Origin of the sequence: Priestia sp. 179-F W1.4 NHS, from assembly GCF_045369295.1 — a bacterium.
Taxonomy (GTDB): domain Bacteria; phylum Bacillota; class Bacilli; order Bacillales; family Bacillaceae_H; genus Priestia; species Priestia zanthoxyli.
Genome location: NZ_JBIQFF010000001.1, coordinates 1,731,040 through 1,755,185, shown reverse-complemented (window position 1 = coordinate 1,755,185; position 24,146 = coordinate 1,731,040). Strand labels below are relative to the sequence as shown.

Genomic DNA, 24,146 nt, shown 5'->3' with positions numbered 1-24,146 from the left:
GTCTTGATTAATGGTTCGTTTTTCATTTCGTCTAACATATTTTTGTCCCATCCACTTTTTTTACAGCGATTGCTCAATAAAAGATAATACGCGCTTTACATATTCTTTTTTGTATACATGATAATTTTGAACGTGTTCTGCTTTATCAGTTTTCCAGAAGGAAAAAGCATCCGGGTGTGTTTTAGCCATTTTTCCACTTTCAGTGTAAGGGATTTTTGTATCTCCTGTGCTGTGTATAAATAAAATTGGTCGAGGGTAAATATGCTCGACTGCTTTAATAGGACTAGCTTCAGCAGGATTTACATCTGCAATAACAGGAAGAATAGCAATGGTTAGCGGTGTAAATGGAAAATTTGGTAAATGAGACCATACAGATAGATTTTCTTTTAAATAAGAGGTTAAATCACTAAAAGGACTATCGGCTACCACTGCTTTTACGTCGTCATCTTGAGAGGCTGCTAATAAAGAAGTGGCGGCTCCCATTGAAATGCCGTAGAGCACAATTGGCTCTTTTGTTGTTTCTTTCATTTTCTGAATAACGCCTAATAAATCGAGCTGTTCTTTTACACCAATCGTCGTTTGATTTCCTTCTGAGTCTCCTGAATCTCTAAAGTCAAACATGACTACTCGATATCCCGCTTTTACAAATTCTTTACTCAGCGGCAGAAAGCCAGCTCCTTGTGCTTCACGGTTATTTCCGTATCCATGTGACATAATAATGGTCGCTTTTGGCTGTTCCGTTGGTTCAATCATCCATCCTTTTAAATGGGTTATTCCGTCTTTGCTCAAAAATACTTGATTGCTATAGTGCATGCCGTAATCACTAGGATTTTTCACAGCAGGATTTTTATCTAGTTTTGTCAGGCTTATGCCTACATAAAGAGAAATGGCCGTACAAAGTACAAAACAAAGAATAACAAAGGATATCAGGCTGATCCATATTGTTTTTTTCTTTTTACCTGTATTTGTCTGTCGATTTAGAACTGGAGTCAAGCTCGTTCCTCCTTTTTATCTAAGATCATCTTTCCTATTCTTATTGCTGCTTCCCTTTCTCTATTTTAAAGCTAGCCCATCTATTTTATGAATAAAATTCGTTTTATTTTCCACATATTTTTCCGGTTCAAAGCGATAGCGATGCGCTAGTTCTGTTTTTAACGTTTCGTATTCTTTTGCTGCATCAGGGTGAGTACGCAGATAATCTCGAAACCATATATGCCGATTAATTTCTGGGTGGCCTTTTTCATAAATATGAACGTGGTGGGTTCTTTCATTTCCACCTTTTTGGAAGTATCGTCTTCCTTTTATGCCGTTTTCACCTTTTGCTTCATATCCAAGCTGTTCCATCTTCTGATTATATGTATCTACTTTTTTTATATCTTTCACTTCAATAAGTAAATCAATAATCGGTTTTGCGCTTAAGCCGGGAACAGCAGTGCTTCCGATATGATGAACCTCTAAAACTTGAGCTGACATTATAGTTGTTAAGGTGGCAGCTTCTTTTGAAAATTCCTTTTCCCACGCGATATTATGAGGTGTCAGCTGAATTTCTCTTACGGACTTCATCTTCAATTCCTCCTTTTGTAACGAAAAAACTGCTTACTATAGAATAGCCTATAATAAGCAGTTTTTCATCATTTAACATGTTATTAAGTTTTATCTAGCAAACGCCTGCTTCGCTAAATTAACAACCGTCATATCATCCATTGGAGGGTTGTGGAGCCCAGCACGCACGTCTCTATAATAGCGCTGCAGCGGATTACTGCGCTGCAAGCTACGCGCTCCTACTATGCGCATGGCTTTGTCAACAACCGTACAGGCACTATTGGTCACTACGTGTTTGACAGCTGCTAATTCTCCCGCTAATGCTGCTCGGTCGCTTGTTTCATCCCATTTATTTGCCACGCTGTACATAAAGTGACGCGCCTGCATGAGTTCAAGTTCCATCTCTCCGACTAAACGCTGCACATTTGGCAACTCGCTAATCGTTCCTTCAATACTATTAGGCGAATATTCTGTAGCAAATGCGACAGCATAATCTCTTGCTGCGATGGCTGTACCCATGTAGCAAGCTGGTATATGAAGCAACCAGCCGCTTGGCTCATTCTTTTTAAAGCCACCTAGGCGTTCAACAAGAAAGTCTTGTTCAATATCGACATTTTCTAACACAAGATCGTGACTTCCTGTCCCGCGCATTGCAATCATATCCCATGTTTCTTCTATTAAAAGTCCGCTTGTTTCACGAGGAATTAAAAATAAGCCGATCTCTTCTTCACCTTCAATGCTTGCTTTTACTAAGAAGTAATTTAACACTGGAGACATCGTGGTGAATGTTTTTCGGCCATTGATTCGCCAGCCTTTTTTTGTTTTTACAGCTAGCGTTTCCGGTTTGCCTCCTCGAGTAGGACTTCCTGTCTTCGGTTCAGTAGCAGCGGTATTAATAAGTGCACCTTTTTCTATTTCTTTAAAAATAAAATCGAGCATTTGCTGACTCCAAGGCTGTTTTTCACGCAAGTCCATTGTAATCCCCATATGCCATCCAATACTAAGAGCCGTAGAAGCGTCCCCTTGAGCAATTAATTCTTGAAATAATAAAAAATCATAAAGGCGTAATTCATCTCCTCCATAGTTGCTTTCTAGAGAAAGACGTGTATAGCCAGCTTCTTTTAACTCTTGAATATTTTCAAACGGAAACGTACCTTCTTCATCTATTTTAAAAGCTCGTTTCTTAAATTTTTCGACTAGAGGTAGCAGTTTTTCGTACGTAGACTTTTGATTTTTATTTACAAATGAAACACTCATTTGCTTCATCTCCTTTTTATATGACAGAGTGTCCCTATCGGATTAATATATAGTTCTTATCATAGCATACCTCATCTTTTCTGTGCATGTTTGGTGTGTTTATCTTTCTCGTTAAATCTATTCTTTTTCCAATTTAATGGTCTGTTTTACCTACACGTTCCATACATTTAATGGAATAAAAAGAAGGGAATGGTGTGAATGAATCAATGTCCAAAATGCGGTGCCAGCGCAAGCACAGATCAATTATTTTGCAATAACTGCGGCTTTTCTTTCACCGTGTCGCCAGCTGCAGCTAAGCATAAAAAGAGCTGGTATATTGGCGGGGGTATTGTGCTTATACTTCTTTTAACTTTTGTATTTTATTTCTTTTTCTCTGGTTCAGAAGAAAAAACGGCTGACCGCTTTATTGAGGCATTGGAATCGAAAGATACAGCTGTGTTAAGAGAGTTATTAGACTCTTCGCAGTCTACTATAGTTATTAATGACACATCTATTCAAGCTCTGTTGGATGCAACTTCCGATGGTTCTATTTTACGAGACGTTGAAAATGATTTGAAAAATAAATCGAGTATCTACTTTACAATAAAAGAACAGAAACATTCACTACTCTTCAAAAAACAGTACGTGGTTGTGCCGTCATCATATTATATCTCCCTCACCACGCCAGAGGATGCAACAGTTACAGTCAATGATACAAAACAATCCATATCCAAAAATCAAACGCAAAAAATAGGGCCTTTTATGATTGGAAATTACCCGCTTACAGCTTCTTATGAAAGCTCTTACGGAAAGCTTACAGACCAACCCACTGTAAATTTTCACCGTCAAAAAGAAGAAAATATATCTGTTGTATTTAAAGGGGCTTATGTTACAATCTCATCGAATAGAGATGACGCTATTTTATTCCTAAACGGAAAAAGCACGGGGCTTCAGGTGAATAGCTCATCACAAATAGGGCCTGTTGCCACGGATGGAAGCGTCACTGTTCATGCAGAAGTGCAAAAAGGCGGCACCACGTTCAAAAGCAGTCCTTACACCATTCAAAGTGAAGAAAGTATTATGTTAAATATACAAACGCCGCCCGTTGAAAAGGAAAAAACCGTCATAAAAGAACGAGAAGTAATCGTGCCTGGGCCGCGCTCTTATGCTACTTCAAGCTCTTATATTCTTCCTGGTTCGGACTCTTACAAATTAAGCTATAGTGATATTAGCAGTTTGAGCTCGAGTGAACGAAGGCTAGCTCGAAACGAAATCTATGCGCGGCATGGGTATGTATTTAAATCGAAAGATCTTCAAGCCTATTTTTATGAAAAGTCATGGTATACGCCTGATTCATCATTTAGAGATTCCTACTTATCAAGCGTTGAAAAATATAACGTTGATTTTATTAAATCATATGAATAAAGTGAACTCCCCTTTACCCAGGGGAGTTTTTTGATTGAAGCGAGTGCTTACTCCTACGTTTTTTTACATACCATGATCCCTACATACGTTAATAAATTTTTTATAGCCTTCTTCATTCTTTTCACTGTAAAATATAAAGTAGATGTACATAAACTTACTACACGCATAAGGAGAGATCGAGAATGAATGGAATTGGACGACTTCCACAAAAGCTTAATGGACATTTGATTTTAGAAAATATTCAAGAAACCATGATCATTGCAGATCAAGACTATCGTGTGCAGTGGATGAATGCAAGAGCAATTGAAACACTTCAGCCAGTACTCCGAATCTACCAGTTATCTCATGTCGAAGAGTTAATTGGAAAGCATATGGACTTCTTTCATTCCAATTCTGAAGAAACGGAAAAATTACTCACCTCTCTTCATACAACTTACAGAACGCGTATAACGATTGGCAGTCAATATGTAGCAGAAGCTGTGATTCACCCCATTGATACAAAAGACGGCGAGCGTTATGGCTACTTGCTTATGCTATTAGACTTTACAGATCAAGCCGAAGCAGAGCTTGAAAAAGAACGGTTAATTGAGGATTTGTCCACTCCTTTATTAAAGATATGGGACGAGATTTTAGCTGTGCCCATTACCGGTAAGATGGATATAGAACGTGGAAAGAAGCTAACTGAAACGGTATTGGAGGCAGTTGTAAAAGAACAGGCGCGCTATTTGCTTATTGATTTATCTTCCCTTCATTCATTAGATGAAGAACACGGTTATTATATTAACACGCTCCACGATGCTTTGCGTTTGATTGGTACCACTTGCCTTATTGTTGGTCTTTCTTCAAAAATGGCTCTGTCGCTTGTAGATTCTCAGTTTAATTGGCGAACATTTTCCACTGTCCAACAAAGCATCTCTTACATTTTAGAAAAAAAGAATTGTCGTATTGCACCCATTTCATAAGCCCATCATATCATTAAGTAATCCTCTCTCAATCGCTTTTTCCTTCAATCGGAAAAGGCGATTTTAGTTATGAGGAATTGTGAACGTTTAGGCACTTATCATCATAGGATACATTAATCAACCATAGAAAAGGGTGAGAGCCTATGCCAAGTGTTATTAACATTTATAATTTAAAGATCAACAGTATCTCAAGCAACGGTTCTGTCAACATTGGCGAAGCACTCCATAACAGTCACACGGCTCATTCAAAATCCACTGGTACGAACTCTTCTTATGGCGATGTCTCACCTGCTTCCTCGAAAATGCGAAACATTTATATCGATCCTGATACAAATGACCAAACAGATATTGCAAACGTTGATCATGTCAATGGTTATCAGCAGTGATATAGGGCAATGCTTGTCAACAGCATGACGACAAACGGTGAATACATTCTCTCTGAACGCAATAGGCCGTTGGAGTAGAATGAATAAAAACAGTAAGGAGTCTCTTTATGCCTCTTCAAATTAACGTTTTTAATATCGTAACAAACGGTGTCACACAAAACGCAAATATTGATTTCGGTTCCACCATTCAAAACAGTCACACGGCGAACTCAAAGTTTAACGGCGCAAATTTCTCTTTAGGTAACTTCTCTCCTACTTGCTCTCAAATGAATACGGGCGTGTTAGATCCTGACGTAAGCGATCAAGATCAAATTGCAAACCCTTCAGCTCCAATTGGAAATCAAATTTAGATTTAACGATTTTGTCGTTTTACTTGGCACATTACAAGGAGGTGTGTAAATATGTTTCCATTTGGAAAGTCTCCGTTTAAAGGAATGATGGAAAATATCCCAAAAGGAATGGCATCTAAAGACATGAATAAATATATTCAGCAAATGATTTCTTCTACGATGTCCCATTCTTTTCCGGATTTTATGCAAGGAAATGAATTCTTTAAGCAGGCCCAAGACATGATGAAAGAACAGCAGGATGTGGGAAATGAAGGTCATGGACAACAGCTAAGAAGATTTGATTCAAACGTCATTAATACATTAGACGAATGCATTGTTCAGTTAAAAATTCCTAACCGCGATATTGTATCAAGCATTAAAGTCTATCATACTCCATACGTGTGTACGATTGAAGGAATAGATGGAGAAGAATCCTTCAAAGAAGAAATTCAGCTTCCTTGTTCGGTTCGCAAAAAAGGTACACGCGCCGTATATCGTTCCGGGGTGTTGGAAATCCGGATGCCTAAACATGTTAATATTCCTATGTCTCAAATAGACGTCCACGATTTAGATTAAAGTGGACGTTTTTTTCTGTTTTCATGCATACATATAAAATAGAAAGCGGCAAAAGGCCTTGTTTTATTTTTTTAAAGAAGGTGACAAATATGAATCATGGAAAGTTTAAAAAGTGGGCAGAAACGTTACAAGAAGAAAACCATACAAAATTTTGGGAAAAGATTTTTGACGATGATCCTGAAGAAAAGAATGATACGGAAGCAGATGCTTCTCCTCAAATTGTAAATGAGTATCGAGATTATCCTTTAATTGATGTATACGAATGGGCAAATCAACTGTTAGTTGTGATTGAAATACCCGGTGCTAAACGAACAGACGTCGAATTGACCATGCATGAAAATACTTTACACATATCCGGTTCATCTCTTTTAACGATGAAGGATGCAAATGTTCTTCACAAAGAAAGACGTGAAGGAACGTTTCAACGATCAATCATCCTTCCACCTGCTGTAGGAGAAGCGCCGTGTCACGCATCATTTAAAGATGGTCTATTGCACGTGAAATTTGATTTGTAATTTATTGTGCAGAACTATACGTAGCATGAAAGGCAGGGAATTTCATGTTTTCTAAGTGGTTTAAACAATCGCCTAAAATTGAAACAGTCCGCAAAATAAATCCGTCTTCCCTTCCAACCAAAAAAAAAGTAAGTCCCATAGACCAAAGCTCTAATCAAAAGCGGAAAGAATTACCCGAAAAGATGAAAACTAAAAAACAGTCTAATCTAAAGAAACCCCCTCAGCAGCCAAAGAAGTTGCCGAGCCAAACGGAGCCTAAGACATCTGATGAAGTTGAATTCACAAAACCTGTTCATTCGTCAGATTCAGCGCTGAACCTGCAGGGAATTATTGATCAAGTGACGCGTTTAACCGACGCGATTCCTAAAATAGAAGAGCTTCATCAGCAATTACATGAATCAGCTCATCTTATTCAATCATTGTCTCAACTGCACGAGCAAACAGCTCATTTACTTTCGACTATGCAGTCAGCTCCTAATTTCGAAGACATTCAAAATCAGCTCTCTGCGTTAAAGGAAGAATCGTCCAATACAGCTTTATATGAGATGGTGAAAACTCTTGACAAAAAGATTGATGAAGTAACTCAGCCAAAGCAGTCCATTGTTGTTGAAAAAATTATGGTGGAAAAAGTATTGTTAGACAAAATTGACCTTAGTAATAATTTTGGCCAGCTAGGAATTAAAGATTTGACCGGCCACTTAAACATTGGTACAACTTACAGCGCTGACTCTGATCAAGTGGATGAAGAAGTCAAAGACTTATTCTCTGTTAAGCTAAAAGAAAAAAAGATTGATGAACATACAACTGAGACAACGATGAGTTCAGGAGGTGAAACAGAAAAGCCTGATCACTCCGAAGAATAAAAAATGACCGCTACTGCTTATTTAAAGCAATTGTCGGTCATTTTTGTTTCCATAAATAGTTGTAATTCTTTCTGTAGGCGTTCCATTAAGAACGCTGAAATTTCTTCTTGATTTTCTTCTTTATGATGAGATGATGCTACAACAATACGGCCTGTTTTTCCTAAGAAAGCCCGGTATTCAATTACCTTCATCGCAGCATGAAGTAAGTTCGCGTCCGAAAGCGGTGTATTTGTTAGTAGAACAATATTCATTTCATTCTCTTTTTGTCCATGTGTCAGTACAGTCAGCCACGAGTAACCTTTATCGTCTTTTAAGCGAACTTCATGACTAGATAAAGACGCAGATTTCCACGCCGTGTTAGAACTGCTTTGCTGTTGAACAATTTCTTGACACCAGTCTAGACCTGTTTCATTGGAACCCAGTGAAAGAGTTCTCAAAGGACGAGCAAAGGATAAACATAGCTTGCCCGGTTCCTTTTGCAACTGATACAACTCATGGAAGTCCGTCTCTGGATATTGATACGGCGGCACAAAAGCAATTTGCCGCTTGTTCACAGCGGGATGGTGAAATACATGCAAATCAACGCCATATACTCTTTTTAACGTAGCTGCATCTTGAAAAATGGCATCCATCCCCGTTTCTTCTACTCTTCCATCTTTCAATAATACGGCATTATCTGCAAACAGCGAGGCAATGTTGAGATCATGCAAAATGGCCAGAACCGTCAAGCTCATTTCCTGCTGTAACGTTTTTAACAGCTGAAGCAGTTCCATCGTATGTTTTACATCTAAATGATTCGTTGGTTCATCAAGAAGTAAGTAGTCAGGTTCTTGCGCCAGTGCTTTAGCAAGTAAAACCCGCTGTTTTTCTCCACCGCTCAGCGATTGAAAGGTATGATTTCGATAGTGCCAGACGTTTGTTAATTTCATCACGCTTTCTACCACTTCTTCATCCTGTGCTGATACAGTGCTAAACAAACCTTTTGCCTGATAAGGATAACGTCCCAGTGAAACAATTTCTTGAACCGTAAATTCTAATCCAATTTGATTTTCTTGCGTCATGACTGCAACTTTTTGCGCCAGTTGTTTTGGTGAATAAGCCTTCACTGACTTCCCTTCTACCTTCACTTCTCCTGATTGAGTGGTTAATACATTCATAATTAAGCGAATAAGCGTTGTTTTTCCGCTTCCATTTGGTCCTAGTAAAGCAACAAAAGAACCTTTGTCTACGGTGAACGTGATGTCACGAACGGTCGGTTTCTGTTTATCGTATCCTCCCGTCACATTATATAGTTCAATCATGATATTCCTCTTTTCCGCATACGTTCTTTTACAAGCAGCAGCGTAAAAATTGGCGAACCAATTAAGGCGGTTACGACTCCAATCGGCAGTTCACGAGGTTCTAATATCGTTCTTGCTAATAAATCGGCTAAAACCAAATAACTTCCTCCGATTAAAATAGAAAGCGGCAGTACATGCTTATGATTAGCTCCCGCTACGAGACGCACTACGTGGGGAATAACTAAGCCAACAAATCCAATTGCCCCAGATACTGATACCGCAGCCCCGGTTAATACGGATGCACCTATTAAAATCATTCTTTTTTTCTTCTTTACGTCTATCCCCATAAATTGAGCGGATTGATCGCCAAATGCTAAGCCGTTCAGCTCTTTCACATGTAACAGCAGCATAATCGTACCGACTAAAAAGAACGGCCCTAAAATTTGAATATGCGACCATCCTCTCATTGATACGCTTCCCATTAGCCAATATAAAACCTGCCTTACATCTTCTTCAGGAGAAAGAGCTACAATTAATGAAATAAGCGCGCTCATAAAGGATGATAAAATAATCCCCGCTAAGATGATGGTTTCATTGGCCAAATTGCCGCTTGCGAGTTTCGTAATACCAAAAACTAAAAGAAGAGTAATAAAACCAGATACGATGCCGACTACAGGCAGCGTGAAGATAGACAAACCAAAAATACTCCAGTGAAAATAAATTGCCATGACAGAGCCAAGGGTTGCACCTGAGGAAACTCCGATCGTGTAAGGATCCGCAAGAGAGTTTCTTAATAGCCCTTGAAAGGCAGCCCCTGCTATTGAAAGCGAAGCTCCTACTAAAAATGCCACCAGTACTCTTGGAAAACGAATTTGCCAAATGATTAAATCCATGTTTTCCGGACCGTGATATAAGGATAGTCCGGTAAGGTGGCCAATAATAATTTTGATTGTATCTCCTACGGTTAACGAAACTGTACCAATAAATACTCCCATAATCACCGAAGTACATACAATAAATAAACTGACTATGTATAAAATAGATGCTTTGTTTAAAAAAATACGTTTAAAAATCAATACTTTCAGCTCCTCTAGGAAACGAGGCGTGATGTTTTACATTACATTAACCATTCATTTTCCTGTCCATAAACCATGTTTCCATCCTACATAGTATTGGAAACAATCATCTTTTATTTGTTACGAGTGCTAGACTGTTGAACTAGGCAACGTAGAATAGCGTACTAAAGTTCTCGGTGAAAAAACAAGCGAAAACCTCTACAAGCTACACTTTTTGTGCTTGCTCCGGGCTTTTATAGTTGTCTATTAAATGATACAGCTTTTCCATATCTATAGCTTCTCTCACATATGCTGCTGCTTTTGAAAAAGACTCCTCTTTTTGCAGGCGACTGTTGAATGTATCCGTAATAGGCGGCAATTTTTTATGTTTACGAATTTGATTAAGCAAAGCTCTGCGCAAAGCATCGTTATGAAACACATCATGAACATACGTACCAATGATGTTGTCTTTAACCGTTCCTTCTTTTTGATCATCTACCACCGCAAAGGCTTCCGTCATGCTTTTAGAAACCGTCTTTCCCATATGAATTTCATAGCCTTCAATTGAAACCTTCTCACTCTCTAACTGAACATATCCAGAAACTCTTTCTGTTTTTTTGCTGGTTGTCATAACGGTTTCCACTGGAAGCAAACCCAGCCCTTTAATAGATTCAATCCGGGACTCTACTGCATCGGGGTCCGTAATTGTCTCGCCTAACATTTGATATCCTCCGCAGATGCCAATAACGTGAGCGTTCGTTGCGTTCAAGACTTGATTAATGGCTAGAGCCAGGCCGCTTTCTTGTAAAAACTGCGCATCTTCAATCGTATTTTTGCTTCCTGGTAAAACAATTAAATCAGGCGTACTTAGTTGTGATGGCTTGGTTACAAGTCTCACATGACAGTCTTCTTCTAAGCTTAGAGGATCAATGTCTGTAAAATTTGAGATGCGAGGATACGAGATAACCGCAATATCGATTTCTTTTAACGGATTTACAAGCGTTGAGTAATTTCTGAGTGATAGCGAATCTTCAGCGTCAATTTCCACGTCGTGCATATAAGGAATCACTCCTAGTACCGGAACTCCCGTGTATTCTTCAAACCACTTCAACCCCGGTTTTAAAAGCTCTAAGTCTCCTCGGAATTTATTGATTAACACTCCAATTACTCTAGGTTTATGTTCATCTGGAAGCAATTGAAGAGTACCCACCAGACTCGCAAAAACCCCTCCTTTATCAATGTCTCCTACTAATACAACAGGGGCTTGGGCTATCTTTGCTACGCGCATATTTACCAGTTCCCGATCGTTCAAATTCACTTCAGCAGGACTTCCAGCACCTTCAATCACAATTCGATCATAATGATTGGCAAGCTCTTTATAAGACTCCGTGATAACGTTCAAACCTTCATTAAAAAATTCTTGCCGATACTGAAAAGCAAACATATTACGAAGCGGCTTTCCATGAACGACAATTTGAGATTCATGATCACGAGTTGGTTTAATTAAAATAGGATTCATATTGGTTGTTGCTTCTACTCCAGCCGCTTCAGCTTGAATTCCTTGCGCTCTTCCAATTTCTTTTCCATCCATTGTAATGTATGAATTAAGCGCCATATTTTGCGATTTAAACGGTGCAGTTTGATAGCCGTCTTCTTTAAAAATACGGCAAAACGCTGTAGCAATCATGCTTTTTCCAGCGTCTGAGTGCGTTCCTTGAATCATAAGAGGTTTTCCTTTTTTCACTTTTTCCACTCCCTATCACATAAAAAAACCTTAACTGTAAAAGTCAAGGTTTGGTCATGCGCTCATTAACACATTGTCTTGACTTATTTCTCCCACCGAAAAATAAGGGGTTTTTAAAAGCAGGTCTCCTGGCTTATGCTTCATTTTACTTCTGCATCCTTCCTAGTTTGACTAGTGGGTCTTTGCAGGTTCATCCACATTTACAGTAGCGGGGGCTGCACCGGATTTACACCGATTTCCCTATTATCCTCCTTAGAGGCACTTTTAAAATCATTTATTCTTTATTGTAACGAATTTTATAACCATTCACAATAACGATTTTCTTCTATTATTATATATTACTGTGTTTATACTTATTTGGGTCTCGTATGCTATAATAACGATTATTTTCCAAACATCTTATGAAATAGCTAGGAAGGTGCTCGTAGTTGAAGAAAAAAATCATTTATATCTTTATTAGTTTGCTTGTTCTTTACATAGCAATCATGTCTTTTTGTATGTATCAAACCGCTCAGCAGCCTGTTCCGCAAAAAGCAGATTATGTGCTCATTTTAGGTTCGAAAGTAGACGGAGATCAAATGTCCCCTAGTTTAAAAGAACGAGCAAAAACGGCTTTATCTTATTTAAAGACTCATAAACAAACAAAAGTTATCGTAACGGGTGGAAAAGGATCCGATGAAGAAATTTCTGAAGCAGAAGCAGCCTATCGTTTTCTACGAAAAGAAGGAATTAAAAAGAATCGAATGATAAAAGAGGATCAGTCAACTTCTACTTTTGAGAATTTCACTTTCACTAAAAAGAAAGTTGATATTCAACACAAAAAAGTCGTGCTTGTTAGCAGTGATTTTCATTTATTTCGCGCCTCTATTATTGCCAAGCGTCAAGGTTTTGACGTTTATCCTTTAGGTGCAAAGACACCAAATTCAATTAAACTTCAAGCCTACTTTCGTGAGTATGCTGCTATCTTAAAAACGTGGCTGTTTGATAAATAAATAGAGTACACCCCTATACAAACGAAAAACACGGCATGAATTCATGCCGTGTTTTTTATTAATCATCCGTATCGATAACTGCTTTTGGTAAACCCGTGTATTTCGCCCAGTAGAAAATACCGATTGAAACAAGAGCAATTAAAATTAAGTCAAGCGGGTTGCTTAGCACATCTTGTCCTCCACCAAATGAGCCTAGGTAAGAGATAACAAGCATAATAATATAATAAGCAACTAGCCACCAAGCAGATTTAAGCTGCTGTGCAAATTTTACAACGTCAGTTGGTACGTATTTCTTAAATGCTACGTAGATAACAACCATTAGAAGCTGTGATCCTAGAAGCCAAGAAATTGTCGTCCATCCTGACCAATATACGATGTATGAACAGAAGATAAATGACACAGGAGCAATAACGCTCATGCCTTTTAATTTGAAAGGCTTTTTAAGGTCTTTTGCATTTACTCTGAATGCAGCAGCTGAAATTGGCGCAATCGCATAAGACAGAATAAGTGCTACTGAACATACGTTTACTAGCGCTTCCCAAGAAGGAAATGGCAGTGTCCAGAATACGGACATTCCAAACGATAGCCATAGTGACGCACGTGGAATTCCTGTTTTCTTATCTACTTTTGAGAAACGTTTAAATAGTGTTCCATTACGAGACCAAGCATAAACTAAACGAGAAGTTGTATTCATGAAGATGTTCCCGTTACCGCCTGGTGATAAAATAGCATCAAAAATAACAAGCGTTACTAACCAGCCAAGGCCTAAAATAAGTGCAATATCTTTAAATGGTAAAGAGAATTGCTCTTGAATTGTTCCCCATCCTCCTGATAGCATATCAGCCGGAATGTTACCAATGAACAATACTTGCAGTGCTGTGTAAATAATCGCTGAAAGTACAATACAGATAATGAGCGCGATTGGAATATTACGCTGCGGGTTTTTAACTTCACTGGCTACAGAAACAATAGGGTGAAGTCCTAGGTAAGCAAACATAACGCCACCTGTTGAAATGGCTGCTTGAATACCATTAAAACCAAACGGAGTAAAATCGCCAGTTGTAAAGTTAGCTGATTTAAAGTGATAAGCTAACACGACGATAATTGTAAGAGGAACCGCATATTTGAACACAGATATAATAACATTTGACTTAGCAAATGCTTTTACACTTACGTAGTTAATGATAAAAAATAGCGTTAATAACGCGAACTGAAATAACCAGCCGATTGTAGTAGGCGATTCAGAACCATGTTTAGTTAGACCAGGAAGCCAAAACGCAACATACTGACGTACAGCCGTTACCTCGATGGCAATCAAACTTGTGTAAGCAATAATGGTAATGAATGAAATTAAGTAACCCACTAAATGACCATGTGAGTAAACCGGATAACGGATAATTCCACCGGTACGCGGCAGCGCTGCTCCAAGTTCAGCATACACTAAACCGATAAGTAAAATAATGACTCCGCCAATCAGCCACGAAAAACTTCCGGCTGGACCAGCCTTTGACGCTACGTTACTAACCGCAAATAACCAGGCGGAACCAAAAATAGCTCCCATCCCAATTAACGTTAGGTCAAGTAACGATATTGATTTTTTAAACTTTCCTTGATTTCCTTGATCAGACATAATATCCTCCTTTAAAATTTCCACTCCACATATCTACGCCCTTGCGTCCGATATGGGATTCTTTACATCATCCTCCTCTTACTAAGACCTCACAAGTGGATATGTTAACAAATATTCTCTAAAAAACCAAGTTAAAAACTTTATTTTTTTGTAAAACATCGTTGAATTGCTTATGTATAGCGCATAAATTCCACAGAAGATTTGAGGACTACTCCTCCTATTTAACCGCATTTTTCTTAGGTTAAACATAAAAGAATATTCAAACTATTTACCGTAAAAAAGGGTCTGAGATATAACGAAATCAACCGCTAGAAGCAGCTACATACGCAACACCTAGGCTTGCCATACCAATAAAAAAATCCGAACGATTCATCGTTCGGATTTTGCTTTAATTAAAATAATGTTGCCCGTGCCTCTTTTTTTTGCTTATTTAAATACTTTTACACGTTCACTTAGTGGTTGAAATTCTTTTTCTCCCGCTGGTGACACGGGATTACCAAATGGCATTTGAGCAATCAGCTTCCATGAACTTGGAATATTCCAAGCTGCTTTTACTTCATCGTCAATCAATGGATTGTAATGCTGTAAAGTTGCTCCTAGGCCTTCGAGCTCAAGAGCTGTCCAGATCACATGCTGCAGCATGCCTGATGATTGGTTAGACCAAACCGGGAAATTTTCGCTGTAAGATGCGAACTGCTTTTGCAGCCCTTCAACTACTTCTTGATCTTCAAAGAAAAGAACTGTTCCATAGCCGCTTCCGAATAAGTTCATTTTTTGATCCGTATCTGAAAAATTTTCAGCTGGAACAATTTTACGAAGCGTTTCTCTCGTAATATTCCACACTTTATCATGCTGTTCGCCAAATAAAACGACTACGCGTGCGCTTTGGGAATTAAATGCTGAAGGAGTATGTTTCACCGCAAAGTTAATAATTTCTTCAATTTTTTCTTCTGACATTTTTACATTTTTATCAATTGCATAAATAGAACGTCGGTTTTTAATTGCTTCATAAAAATCTTTTCCAACCTGTTGTTGATCACTTGATTTATCAAATAATTTATCTAAAAAACCCATTTTCCACACTCCTAATTGTTTGTTTTTTTAAGCTTAAATTGCATGTTTATACCCTTCCCCCTGATAAAAGGAGATAAACAAGATATAATGAATTCTTATATCTCTAATTCGAGATATTAAACCAAAAAAATATTAATTGAAATTTAATTACTTTATGTAACTTACTTTACAATGATTATTTTGTTCTGTCAAGCGAAAATTATTATCTTTTTCTTTTCTTGATTATATGAAAAAAGACTGCTAAATACGGCAGTCTTTTTTCGTAGATGCTTAATGTTCATAAATCATCTTTCGCGTCATTCCCCCGTCTACTACGAGGTTAGCTCCTGTTACAAAATCATTTTCGACGTTTGTTAAGTACATACACGCTCTTGAGATATCGGCTGGCGTTCCTACCCGATTAGACGGATGCTGCGTATGATCGATTTCACGAAGGCCATCGTAGTCAGATGTCTCAATCCATCCTGGAGAAATAGCATTTACCGTGATGTTGTCATCACCAAGCGAAACGGCAAGTGCATGAGTTAAAGCAACGATTCCTCCTTTTGTAGCAGCATAGGCTTCTGTATCTGGTTCAGACATTGAAGCTCTTGTAGAAGCTAAGTTTACAATGGAGCCCCCGCTTTCGTTTTTCCTCATCACTTTAGCTGCTTCGCGAGAACATAGAAACACGCTGCGCAGGTTCGTATTGATAATGTCATCCCATTCATCAACGGTTAGCTCATACGGTGATTTCCAGCGGGAAACGCCTGCATTATTAATCAAAATATGTATCGTTCCATACGTACTGACCGTTTTTTCAACGAGATGTAAAATGTCGCTTTCTTTTCGGACGTCTGTTTTTACAAAAATGGCTTCTCCGCCTTGTCTTTGAATAGCTTCTGCGTGACGCTCGCCTTCGGTTTCGTCCACATCTGCCAATACCACTTTTGCTCCTTGTTTTGCGTATGCGCGTGATACATCTTTTCCTATTCCATTCGCAGCTCCCGTAACAACAACAACTAAATCTTTAAATGACATAGCATCTCCTCCTTATACGCTTTATTCACTTTTTTCTTCGTCTTTAAACAAGTGATCCGTGACGAAAAGAGCAAACGTTTCAGCCGTTAACTTGCATCCAGAAGCTTTTGGGTGACCTCCTCCTCCAAGGTGCCCAACAATTTCGGCTAAGTTGATTTCGTCTTTTACTGCACGGAAGCCAATCTTTTGGCGTCCCATGTCCACCATAACGGAAAAGTCGATATCTTCGTTTTCTAGACACAGTGCATTTCCTAGCTCAGACTGATATGTATCTGCAAATACAATGCCTACGTTGTACGCTGTTTTAGCAATTTCAACACTTTCTTTTATGATTTGTTTTTGCTTGTCGTAAATATATTTTTCAATCTTTTTTTCTTCTGCTTCTAGTAAAATTTCGTGTTTGTCCGTAAACGTAAATTCTTGATTTTCAGTATGGTACGATTCACGAAGCGTTTCTAGAATGGTCTCTTTAAATTCTTCATGCGGGATTAGATAATATAGGTGATTGAGGCGCTTTGCTTTCAAATTATTTTCATGAAACCAGTCCCACGTATCAAATAAGCGCACAAGTTCTACATATTCATCAAGCAACTCCGTTTTTTGAAGCATGTTGTTGCGCACTAAGTAGTCGTAGAAAAGAGATGTAGCTGCTGTCTTTTTACCGTTTTCGTCTTCTGCAATAACATGAACCCAATCGTATTTCTCAGCTAGTGGAAGAGCAGAGATATGATGGTCAATAAGAGTGATTTTCTGGCCTTTTTTTACCAGTTCATTTAATTTTTCCGCTACTTCATCGTTTACGCTAATATCCGTTATGTATAAAGCTGTGTCTCCATCGTTTTCTTCTTCAATAAAATGCGTCACTGTGTCATTGATGCGGCCAATGCTTACCGTGCTGTAATCAAAGTTGTCGTCGCCAAACGCTAACCGACCCAACAGTGCTGGACTTACCCCGTCTAAATCGTTATGTGAAATTAATTTTATTTTTGTCATCAATCAAAACTCCTTTATTTTCAGTCGCCTTAGTATATGTACCGGCTTGTATATTATAGCAATTTCAACATAAAAATGCTGTTATTTACTTTGAAGAGAAGGAATATCTTCGCAATAAACAAAAGTGAAGTAAACGTTTAGACTTACCTGTATCAAAAGAGAGTGAGACATAACTACATCGATCCAATCAACAGCTAGAAGCAACTACACACATGAAACCTACGCTCACCAATACCAATAAAAAAATCCGAACGAATGTGATTCTCCATCAAGAATCTCGACTCATCGTTCGGATTTTCTTTTAACCAACCTACTTTTGTTTCAGCCTATTTCCGCTTACTCTAAATTGCTGTGCTGCTTAAACGCCTGTTCATGATCCGTTTGGTTCAAATTCCCGTATTCTAAGCAAATCGTATCAAACACAACATGAGCACATTGATCAAACAATGAACCAAGCGGCTGAATAGAAGCGGCTTCATTTTCGCTTCGGTATTTGGTTGCAGCGGGAATGTGCAGCAGCTCATCAGTATGAGCAGTTAATGGTGATTCTGTACTAGCTGAAATGCCGATAACTGAACATCCTACTTCTTTGGCTTTTTTAGCTACGCTCACCACTTGCTGTGTTTTTCCTGAACCAGATACAGCCACCAATACGTCACCCGCTGCAATCGAAGGAGTAATGGTCTCTCCTACAACGTATACTGTTGCACCTAAATGCATCAGTCTCATCGCAAATGATTTGCCCATTAACCCGGAGCGACCTTCGCCTATAACAAAAATTCGTTTTGCTTGGTAAAGTGAAAACGCTACTTCTTCTATTTGCGGTTCTTTTATGTGATTCATTACGGTCGTAATTTCATGTAAAATCGTTTGTGTTTTTGTCATTATACGTTCCCCCTGCTCATAAATAAGTCTTGAAATTCAGCAGATGCCTTTGCCACATCCGCACTTTTTGTAATCGCTGATCCAATAATCGCGACGTCCGCTTTCATTTGAAGTAATGATGCTACTGAGGCTGGATTAATTCCTCCTGCTACTGCTATTTGCGCATCTGAATGAAAATACTGCCGCAAATTTATTTGACTCAGCGATTTTCCTTCTTTTTCTTGCTCGTCTTTGCTGATATGATGGCAAAAAATAGCGCTTCTATAAATACTTACTTGCTTTTGCGAGCTGCTTGACGTGTTTAATAAATCAACCATCATTTTTTTATTCCATTTTTCGCTGACATTTGCACACGTCTCTATCGTGGGTAAAGGTGATACGCCCATTACTGTTGCTATATCTGCTCCTGCTTGATAGCACATGGTAAACTCATACTCTGCGTTATCAATCGTTTTGATATCTGCTACAATCGTTTTGTGCGGAAATGCCTGTTTGATTTTATAAATGCTTTCAATTCCATACTCTTTTATAAGAGATGTACCTACTTCAATCCAATCAACATAGGGTTCTGCCAGCTTGGCAAGGATAATAGCTTCTTCAATTGTGACGCGATCTAATGCTAATTGTATCTTCATCTTTCTTCTCCTCACTTTCTACTAAACCGGTTTAGTAACAGCGTAAAAAAAACGAATATTTTGATGAGCTAAAAAGAGCACGCCATAGGCGCTCTTTTTAGCTTAATGCGACAACGTTGTTTCTCGAATAATTAATTCACATTCATACTGGTACTCTTCATAAGCTATCTTTTCTTTCAAAATTTGTTTAATAAGTAAATCTGCTGCTTTTGTTCCCATGTCAAAAGCAGGCTGCGAAATCGTGGTAACGGCAGGCGTTGCTACATCTGCGTAAGGAATATTATCATAAACAATTAAAGATAAATCATTCGGGATATTAAATCCGTGTTGTTTAATAAATTTCTGCACTTCAATGAAGACTAAATCGTTTCCAGCCAGCAGCGCTGTCGGCGGATTATCGGCTGCAAATAGCTTCTCCAGCGCTTTTTGCATGTCCGCTTTTTTGCAGTTAATAATCATAAATTCATTTACAGGCATATTGGCTGATGTTAACGCTTCTTTGTACCCTTCTACACGTTCAATCCGGGGTGTAATAGTTAAGGGTTCTGTAATAATCGCTATATGCTTATGTCCAAGCTCCAGCAGATGCAAAATAGCCTGTTTTGTGGCTTCTTGGTTGTTCGCCACTACGGATGGAATTTTTCCTTTTACATCATGAATTTTACGATCCATAATAACAACCGGATATTCTTCTTTGATCATCTGCTCATAAAGAGAAGTATTGGCACCCGTTGGAAATAAAATAAGGCCATCTACTTGCTTTGCTTTTAACATATTAATATATTTCTTTTCTTTATCAGGGTCATCATCTGCGTTGCAAATGATGGCATGTATATCTTGCGAATGGCAATAGTCTTCAATGGCACGAATGACTTCCGTAGAAAATCTGTGCATAATATTGGCAACAATAATCCCAATCATCGACGTTCGCTTTTGTTTTAAGCTTCGTGCTAGATAGTTGGGCTGATAGCCCAGTGTATCAATCGCTTCTTTAATTTTCTTTCGCGTTTCTTCGCCCATATATTCGTATCGCTTGTTAATGTATTGTGATACGGTGCTTTTGGAGACATTTGCTGCTTTTGCAACGTCCAGCATAGTAACTTTTTGCATCATGATCCGTCCTTTTCATTCAATCCCTAAAATTATGCTACTCCTAGTGTAAACGAAAAAAACGAAAAAGGAAAAGCCTTCTTGCTAGCAGAAGGCTTTATTTATTAAGCGTACGCAAGCCTAGCTTCTTGAATTTCATGAGTAAAACGTTTCGCTTCCCTTGTTACTTGAAGTAAGTATTCAGGAGTTGGAAGCTGCTTGCCATCCACTAATGTGCTTCCTGCTCCAATAGCAGCTGCTCCAGCTTTAATATAAGCTCCCGCATTCTCAGCCGTAACGCCGCCTGTTGGCATTAACGGAATATGAGGAAGCGGTCCTGCTATATTTTTAAAATAAGCGGGGCCTACTACGCTTGCCGGGAAGACTTTAATCATATCTGCGCCGCATTCATAGGCTGTTAAAATTTCAGTAGGTGTAAAAGCGCCCGGAACGCTAATGACTCCGTATCTTTTAGCCGTTTTAATTGTTCGTTCGTTCACCGTAGGGGAAAAAATAAATGACGCTCCTGCCATAATGGCAATTCGTGCTGTTTCTTCGTCTAGAACAGTTCCTGCTCCAATAAACATCGAATCGTCAAATTCATTTTTCAATTCTTTAATAACCGCTACGGCAGCAGGGTTTTCCATTGTGATTTCTAGATTTGTTACTCCGCCTTCTTTTAACGCGTAGGCAAGCGGAATAATTCGCTCAGCGCTTGCTCCTCGAATGACCGCTACAATACCGCTACTTGTAATTTTCTCAATATGCATCTCAATTCTCCTTTTCTATCGTTACATTAAGCCGTTGTTTCAACTGGCTTCACACTCTGAACTTCTCTTGGCTTTTTCGTTGCGACAATGGTTAAAACTGCCGCAAGGAATAATGATCCAGCCATAAAGATATAGGAAGCGCCAAACCCTCCTGTTGATCCATTTAAAAATCCTACAATATAAGAACCGGCAAATGAACCAAGTGCCCCCATGCTATTAATTAAAGCCATCGCTCCTCCGGCAACATTACGCGGTAAAATTTCAGGAATAATCGCAAAGAACGGTCCGTACGGAGCATACATCGTTCCTCCGGCGATAACGAGTAAAGTAAAAGAAAGCCAGAAGTTGCTTGTGCCAACTAAATAAGATCCGTAAAAGGCAAGAGCTCCTACTAATAAGAACGGCCATACAAATGCGCTTCGTTTTAAAAACTTATCTGACAGATATGAAACCGTTAACATTAATACGACTGCTAATACGTAAGGAACGGACGCTAACCACCCTGTCTTCACTATACTCATGTTAGGCGCTGCTTTAATAATAGACGGCAGCCACATAACAAATCCGTAGACGCCAATACTCCATAAAGCATATTGAATGCTTAATAAAATGACAGTACGATTTTTGAAAGCTTCTTTATAGCCTTTAACAGGTTTAATTCCTTCTTGTTCTTTTTGCAGCGCATCGTGTAAGTCTGCTTTTTCTTTTTTCGACAGCCAGCCTGCATCTTTTGGCTCATCGTTTACTAGTTTCCACCATAAAAACGCCCAAATAACAGCTGGAAAACCTTCTAAAATAAACATCCATCTCCAGCCAAATGATTCTAGCAAATATCCAGAAACAATTGACATCCAAAGGACCGTTGCCGGGTTTCCTAAAATTAAGAACGTGTTGGCTCTAGAACGTTCTGCTTTTGTAAACCAGTGGCTTAAAAAAACGAGCATAGCAGGCATAACGGCACTTTCCACTACTCCTAAAGCAAATCGAATAACAAACAAAAATCCGACGTGGCTTACCATACCTGTAGCTGTAGCAAGTGCTCCCCATAAAATCAGAGACCAAAAAATCAGCTTTTTGGCGCTTTTATTTTCAGCATAGTGAGCGCCAGGAATTTGGAAAAAGAAATAACCTAAGAAAAAGAGCGATCCTAATAAAGACGAAATACCTGGCGTAATATGAAGATCTTCTGCCAGCCCTGCTGCTGCTCCAAACCCGTAGTTTGCACGGTCTAAATATGCAAGGCTATACGTAATAAATACGATAGGAATTAACCGAAGCCATCTTTTTTTTGCTAGCTGCTGTTTCATTATCACTTCACTCCTTGTTTTTGGGATTCCATATATTTTTGCAACTGCTGTTCAGTTGGATATCCGTCGTTATCTCCAGGGCTTTGTACAGCTAATGACCCAATAGCATTTGCTCTCATGACAGATTGAGTAAGAGAATCATGTTGAAGAAGTCCGCTTAACAGCCCTACTGCAAAGCCGTCTCCTGCACCGACTGTATCCACTATTTGTTTGACTTTTATTCCTTCAACCATTCCTTGCTCTTTAGCCGTCTTAAAAAAGGCTCCTTGTTCACCTAGTTTAATAACGACAAGCTCTACGCCTGCATCTAAATAGTAAGAAGCGATGTCTTCTGGGTTTTCGTATCCGGTTAAAATTTTCCCTTCTTCAATGCCTGGCAGAACGTAGTTTGCTTGTTTAGCAGCTTCGTTGATTGTAAAAATCATTTCTTCCTTCGATGTCCAAAGAGTCGGTCGCAGGTTCGGGTCAAAGGAAACCGTTCTGCCAGCTGCTTTCATCGAGGTAAGCGCGTGTAGAGCAAATTCACGCATGCTTGCTGACACAGCAAGCGGTATTCCTGTCATATGCATGTGTTTTGCCGCTAAAAAATAGTTTCGATTAAAATCGCGTGGGTGCAAGTGACTGGCTGCCGAATTTTTTCGGAAGTAACAAACTTCCGGATCTCCCACTTCCACTTTTGATTTAATTTGAAAGCCTGTTGAATGTTCGCTATCTACTAGTACACAATCGGTGTTGACCGACTCCTCTTGTAGCCGTTTCATAATAAACGTACCGAAAGGATCATTGCCGACTTTGCTCACCCACCCTGCGCGCAGACCGAGACGAGCGAGACCAATTGCTACATTTGTTTCTGCTCCGGCTAGCTCTTTTGTATAATGCTTAATCTCATACAGCGGTCCTGGTTGTTCTGCCATGAACATCGCCATTGCTTCTCCGAAGGTAATAACGTCTAATGAATTCATTGCACTTCCTCCTGTTCTGCTGCTTGCACCAATGAAATGAAGCGGGGGATTTGTTCCGGTTCATCGATTGGAAACTCTAAAGCTTTAAAAATCGAATGAGAAAACCCTTTCAAAATATCTTTCCACATTTCATTTGAATCGTTTGATATAGAGGTTGTTACTAGCTTTCCGCTATTCTTTATTACGTGTTTAATATGAATATAGCCTACAAAGGACCTTAGCTTTTTGATTGCTTCCTGGGGTCGTTCCTGTACATAAAGCCAGTTACCAATATCAAACGTCATGGAAACAGGAATTTCGTAAGCGTTATCAAAAAATGCGTGCAAAGATGCTATGTTGCCTCCATAACTGGTTTGATCGTTTTCCACAAATAGATGTAAAGCTGGAAATGCCTGCAATAGCTCCTGCAATTCCCCTATAGGTGATTGTGGCTGATAAAAACCAAGAGAAACTTTTACCCACTGAGCGCCAAGTGATACGGCTTCTTCAAGAATAGATTTTAATTCTTGTTTGTTTAACTCTCCACTTTCTTTCCACAGTTCGATTGGAGCCGAATATACTGTAAAAAGCGGATATCTTTTTAATTCTTCGGCAATAAGCTCAATCTCTTGATCTACTTTTTTCATTAACTCTCTTCGAATTTCCACTCCATGTACTTGCTGTTCATATATTTTCCCAATCATGGTGTGCTGAGAGCTTGTCGTTTCAAATGCATTTAAAGGAATAATGATATGATTCATAAATCGACCTACCTTTCTTATTATACTAGCTAACCACTTACTAAACCGGTTTAGTAAATCGATTTATCTAAATTATAAGACTATTGAAAGCGCTTTTCAAGCTTTTTTTATAAATTATAAAAAAAAGAAACAACAC

At 38.8% G+C, this 24,146-nt stretch carries 25 protein-coding genes and 1 riboswitch; of the genes, 8 read left to right on the top strand and 17 right to left on the bottom strand.

Features of this window, described 5'->3' with window-relative positions; translation table 11 throughout:
- Nucleotides 1–60: 60 nt before the first annotated feature.
- From ACH0CI_RS09555 to ACH0CI_RS09545, 3 genes are all read right to left on the bottom strand, one after another.
- Complete coding sequence (locus ACH0CI_RS09555; protein ID WP_406901309.1) at nt 61–993, bottom strand: alpha/beta hydrolase; 933 nt, start codon at nt 991–993, stop codon at nt 61–63.
- 60 nt (nt 994–1,053) lie between these two features.
- Nucleotides 1,054–1,563, bottom strand: coding sequence for a GrpB family protein (locus ACH0CI_RS09550; protein WP_406901308.1), 510 nt, complete (start codon nt 1,561–1,563; stop codon nt 1,054–1,056).
- Between the two features lie 90 nt (nt 1,564–1,653).
- Nucleotides 1,654–2,799: an acyl-CoA dehydrogenase family protein gene (locus ACH0CI_RS09545; protein WP_335707031.1), complete on the bottom strand. Its 1,146-nt coding sequence runs from the start codon at nt 2,797–2,799 to the stop codon at nt 1,654–1,656.
- 198 nt (nt 2,800–2,997) lie between these two features.
- On the opposite strand from ACH0CI_RS09545, the gene ACH0CI_RS09540 reads away from it, so the two are divergent.
- The 7 genes from ACH0CI_RS09540 to ACH0CI_RS09510 all read left to right on the top strand — a co-directional run bounded on the left by ACH0CI_RS09540 (nt 2,998) and on the right by ACH0CI_RS09510 (nt 7,834).
- On the top strand, nt 2,998–4,203 hold the full coding sequence (locus tag ACH0CI_RS09540; RefSeq protein WP_335707030.1) for a TcaA 3rd/4th domain-containing protein: 1,206 nt from the start codon (nt 2,998–3,000) through the stop codon (nt 4,201–4,203).
- Nucleotides 4,204–4,385: 182 nt separating this feature from the next.
- Entirely contained in the window at nt 4,386–5,165 is a 780-nt protein-coding gene (locus ACH0CI_RS09535) for an STAS domain-containing protein (protein WP_406901305.1), read from the top strand.
- A 143-nt stretch (nt 5,166–5,308) separates the two neighbouring features.
- Nucleotides 5,309–5,551, top strand: a complete 243-nt coding sequence (locus ACH0CI_RS09530; RefSeq protein ID WP_013057625.1) for a spore germination protein — start codon at nt 5,309–5,311, stop codon at nt 5,549–5,551.
- A gap of 107 nt (nt 5,552–5,658) precedes the next feature.
- Nucleotides 5,659–5,901 carry a spore germination protein gene (locus ACH0CI_RS09525; protein WP_013057626.1) on the top strand — a complete coding sequence of 81 codons (243 nt, stop codon included), beginning with the start codon at nt 5,659–5,661 and terminating at the stop codon, nt 5,899–5,901.
- 51 nt (nt 5,902–5,952) lie between these two features.
- Nucleotides 5,953–6,456 carry an Hsp20/alpha crystallin family protein gene (locus tag ACH0CI_RS09520; RefSeq protein WP_028412845.1) on the top strand — a complete coding sequence of 168 codons (504 nt, stop codon included), beginning with the start codon at nt 5,953–5,955 and terminating at the stop codon, nt 6,454–6,456.
- 89 nt (nt 6,457–6,545) lie between these two features.
- Complete coding sequence (locus tag ACH0CI_RS09515; protein WP_028412844.1) at nt 6,546–6,971, top strand: Hsp20/alpha crystallin family protein; 426 nt, start codon at nt 6,546–6,548, stop codon at nt 6,969–6,971.
- Nucleotides 6,972–7,015: 44 nt separating this feature from the next.
- A complete protein-coding gene (locus tag ACH0CI_RS09510) occupies nt 7,016–7,834 on the top strand; it encodes a hypothetical protein (protein WP_048019032.1) in 819 nt (272 codons plus the stop codon).
- 17 nt (nt 7,835–7,851) lie between these two features.
- On the opposite strand, the gene ACH0CI_RS09505 is transcribed toward ACH0CI_RS09510, so the two are convergent.
- The 3 genes from ACH0CI_RS09505 to ACH0CI_RS09495 form a co-directional block, all read right to left on the bottom strand.
- The gene (locus tag ACH0CI_RS09505; protein ID WP_033579427.1) at nt 7,852–9,135 is read right to left on the bottom strand and encodes an ABC transporter ATP-binding protein; all 1,284 of its coding nucleotides are present in this window, start codon (nt 9,133–9,135) and stop codon (nt 7,852–7,854) included.
- Nucleotides 9,132–10,190, bottom strand: coding sequence for a FecCD family ABC transporter permease (locus ACH0CI_RS09500; protein WP_028412841.1), 1,059 nt, complete (start codon nt 10,188–10,190; stop codon nt 9,132–9,134). Before ACH0CI_RS09500 ends, ACH0CI_RS09505 begins: the two co-directional genes overlap by 4 nt.
- Nucleotides 10,191–10,395: 205 nt before the next feature.
- Nucleotides 10,396–11,922, bottom strand: coding sequence for a cobyric acid synthase (locus ACH0CI_RS09495; protein ID WP_406901303.1), 1,527 nt, complete (start codon nt 11,920–11,922; stop codon nt 10,396–10,398).
- Nucleotides 11,923–12,014: 92 nt separating this feature from the next.
- A riboswitch (cobalamin riboswitch) is annotated at nt 12,015–12,194 on the bottom strand.
- A gap of 147 nt (nt 12,195–12,341) precedes the next feature.
- Between ACH0CI_RS09495 and ACH0CI_RS09490 the strand changes: the two genes are divergently transcribed.
- Nucleotides 12,342–12,905, top strand: a complete 564-nt coding sequence (locus ACH0CI_RS09490; protein WP_406901302.1) for a YdcF family protein — start codon at nt 12,342–12,344, stop codon at nt 12,903–12,905.
- Between the two features lie 58 nt (nt 12,906–12,963).
- On the opposite strand, the gene ACH0CI_RS09485 is transcribed toward ACH0CI_RS09490, so the two are convergent.
- The 11 genes from ACH0CI_RS09485 to ACH0CI_RS09435 all read right to left on the bottom strand — a co-directional run bounded on the left by ACH0CI_RS09485 (nt 12,964) and on the right by ACH0CI_RS09435 (nt 24,010).
- Nucleotides 12,964–14,535, bottom strand: a complete 1,572-nt coding sequence (locus ACH0CI_RS09485) for an APC family permease (RefSeq protein ID WP_406901300.1) — start codon at nt 14,533–14,535, stop codon at nt 12,964–12,966.
- A 426-nt stretch (nt 14,536–14,961) separates the two neighbouring features.
- Nucleotides 14,962–15,609: a nitroreductase family protein gene (locus tag ACH0CI_RS09480; protein WP_033579430.1), complete on the bottom strand. Its 648-nt coding sequence runs from the start codon at nt 15,607–15,609 to the stop codon at nt 14,962–14,964.
- A 270-nt stretch (nt 15,610–15,879) separates the two neighbouring features.
- A complete protein-coding gene (locus ACH0CI_RS09475; protein WP_033579431.1) occupies nt 15,880–16,629 on the bottom strand; it encodes an SDR family oxidoreductase in 750 nt (249 codons plus the stop codon).
- Between the two features lie 21 nt (nt 16,630–16,650).
- Nucleotides 16,651–17,622: a DHH family phosphoesterase gene (locus tag ACH0CI_RS09470; protein WP_098113318.1), complete on the bottom strand. Its 972-nt coding sequence runs from the start codon at nt 17,620–17,622 to the stop codon at nt 16,651–16,653.
- 336 nt (nt 17,623–17,958) lie between these two features.
- Nucleotides 17,959–18,507 (bottom strand): 6-phospho-3-hexuloisomerase, encoded by a 549-nt coding sequence (gene hxlB, locus ACH0CI_RS09465; RefSeq protein ID WP_033579433.1) that lies wholly within the window; start codon nt 18,505–18,507, stop codon nt 17,959–17,961.
- Entirely contained in the window at nt 18,507–19,142 is a 636-nt protein-coding gene (gene hxlA / locus ACH0CI_RS09460) for a 3-hexulose-6-phosphate synthase (RefSeq protein WP_335707026.1), read from the bottom strand. The genes hxlB and hxlA overlap by 1 nt, the downstream gene beginning before the upstream one ends.
- 102 nt (nt 19,143–19,244) lie before the next feature.
- Nucleotides 19,245–20,255, bottom strand: a complete 1,011-nt coding sequence (locus tag ACH0CI_RS09455) for a LacI family DNA-binding transcriptional regulator (protein WP_034266759.1) — start codon at nt 20,253–20,255, stop codon at nt 19,245–19,247.
- A 101-nt stretch (nt 20,256–20,356) separates the two neighbouring features.
- Complete coding sequence (locus tag ACH0CI_RS09450; protein WP_406901298.1) at nt 20,357–21,001, bottom strand: bifunctional 4-hydroxy-2-oxoglutarate aldolase/2-dehydro-3-deoxy-phosphogluconate aldolase; 645 nt, start codon at nt 20,999–21,001, stop codon at nt 20,357–20,359.
- Nucleotides 21,002–21,027: 26 nt separating this feature from the next.
- The gene (locus ACH0CI_RS09445) at nt 21,028–22,308 is read right to left on the bottom strand and encodes an MFS transporter (RefSeq protein WP_013083743.1); all 1,281 of its coding nucleotides are present in this window, start codon (nt 22,306–22,308) and stop codon (nt 21,028–21,030) included.
- Between the two features lie 2 nt (nt 22,309–22,310).
- The gene (locus ACH0CI_RS09440) at nt 22,311–23,270 is read right to left on the bottom strand and encodes a sugar kinase (protein WP_033579436.1); all 960 of its coding nucleotides are present in this window, start codon (nt 23,268–23,270) and stop codon (nt 22,311–22,313) included.
- A complete protein-coding gene (locus ACH0CI_RS09435; RefSeq protein ID WP_033579437.1) occupies nt 23,267–24,010 on the bottom strand; it encodes a sugar phosphate isomerase/epimerase family protein in 744 nt (247 codons plus the stop codon). The genes ACH0CI_RS09440 and ACH0CI_RS09435 overlap by 4 nt, the downstream gene beginning before the upstream one ends.
- Between the last annotated feature and the right edge of the window lie 136 nt (nt 24,011–24,146).

What these genes read in the sequence shown, in the direction of transcription:
- ACH0CI_RS09550 (WP_406901308.1), bottom strand. Translation starts at nt 1,563, where the DNA reads ATGAAGTCCGTAAGAGAAATTCAGCTGACACCTCATAATATCGCGTGG.
- ACH0CI_RS09485 (WP_406901300.1), bottom strand. Translation starts at nt 14,535, where the DNA reads ATGTCTGATCAAGGAAATCAAGGAAAGTTTAAAAAATCAATATCGTTA.
- ACH0CI_RS09545 (WP_335707031.1), bottom strand. Translation starts at nt 2,799, where the DNA reads ATGAGTGTTTCATTTGTAAATAAAAATCAAAAGTCTACGTACGAAAAA.
- ACH0CI_RS09455 (WP_034266759.1), bottom strand. Translation starts at nt 20,255, where the DNA reads ATGATGCAAAAAGTTACTATGCTGGACGTTGCAAAAGCAGCAAATGTC.
- ACH0CI_RS09510 (WP_048019032.1), top strand. Translation starts at nt 7,016, where the DNA reads ATGTTTTCTAAGTGGTTTAAACAATCGCCTAAAATTGAAACAGTCCGC.
- ACH0CI_RS09440 (WP_033579436.1), bottom strand. Translation starts at nt 23,270, where the DNA reads ATGAATTCATTAGACGTTATTACCTTCGGAGAAGCAATGGCGATGTTC.
- ACH0CI_RS09525 (WP_013057626.1), top strand. Translation starts at nt 5,659, where the DNA reads ATGCCTCTTCAAATTAACGTTTTTAATATCGTAACAAACGGTGTCACA.
- ACH0CI_RS09480 (WP_033579430.1), bottom strand. Translation starts at nt 15,609, where the DNA reads ATGGGTTTTTTAGATAAATTATTTGATAAATCAAGTGATCAACAACAG.
- ACH0CI_RS09515 (WP_028412844.1), top strand. Translation starts at nt 6,546, where the DNA reads ATGAATCATGGAAAGTTTAAAAAGTGGGCAGAAACGTTACAAGAAGAA.
- ACH0CI_RS09470 (WP_098113318.1), bottom strand. Translation starts at nt 17,622, where the DNA reads ATGACAAAAATAAAATTAATTTCACATAACGATTTAGACGGGGTAAGT.
- ACH0CI_RS09520 (WP_028412845.1), top strand. Translation starts at nt 5,953, where the DNA reads ATGTTTCCATTTGGAAAGTCTCCGTTTAAAGGAATGATGGAAAATATC.
- ACH0CI_RS09445 (WP_013083743.1), bottom strand. Translation starts at nt 22,308, where the DNA reads ATGAAACAGCAGCTAGCAAAAAAAAGATGGCTTCGGTTAATTCCTATC.
- ACH0CI_RS09435 (WP_033579437.1), bottom strand. Translation starts at nt 24,010, where the DNA reads ATGAATCATATCATTATTCCTTTAAATGCATTTGAAACGACAAGCTCT.
- hxlB (WP_033579433.1), bottom strand. Translation starts at nt 18,507, where the DNA reads ATGACAAAAACACAAACGATTTTACATGAAATTACGACCGTAATGAAT.
- ACH0CI_RS09505 (WP_033579427.1), bottom strand. Translation starts at nt 9,135, where the DNA reads ATGATTGAACTATATAATGTGACGGGAGGATACGATAAACAGAAACCG.
- ACH0CI_RS09530 (WP_013057625.1), top strand. Translation starts at nt 5,309, where the DNA reads ATGCCAAGTGTTATTAACATTTATAATTTAAAGATCAACAGTATCTCA.
- ACH0CI_RS09475 (WP_033579431.1), bottom strand. Translation starts at nt 16,629, where the DNA reads ATGTCATTTAAAGATTTAGTTGTTGTTGTTACGGGAGCTGCGAATGGA.
- hxlA (WP_335707026.1), bottom strand. Translation starts at nt 19,142, where the DNA reads ATGAAGATACAATTAGCATTAGATCGCGTCACAATTGAAGAAGCTATT.
- ACH0CI_RS09540 (WP_335707030.1), top strand. Translation starts at nt 2,998, where the DNA reads ATGAATCAATGTCCAAAATGCGGTGCCAGCGCAAGCACAGATCAATTA.
- ACH0CI_RS09535 (WP_406901305.1), top strand. Translation starts at nt 4,386, where the DNA reads ATGAATGGAATTGGACGACTTCCACAAAAGCTTAATGGACATTTGATT.
- ACH0CI_RS09450 (WP_406901298.1), bottom strand. Translation starts at nt 21,001, where the DNA reads ATGCATATTGAGAAAATTACAAGTAGCGGTATTGTAGCGGTCATTCGA.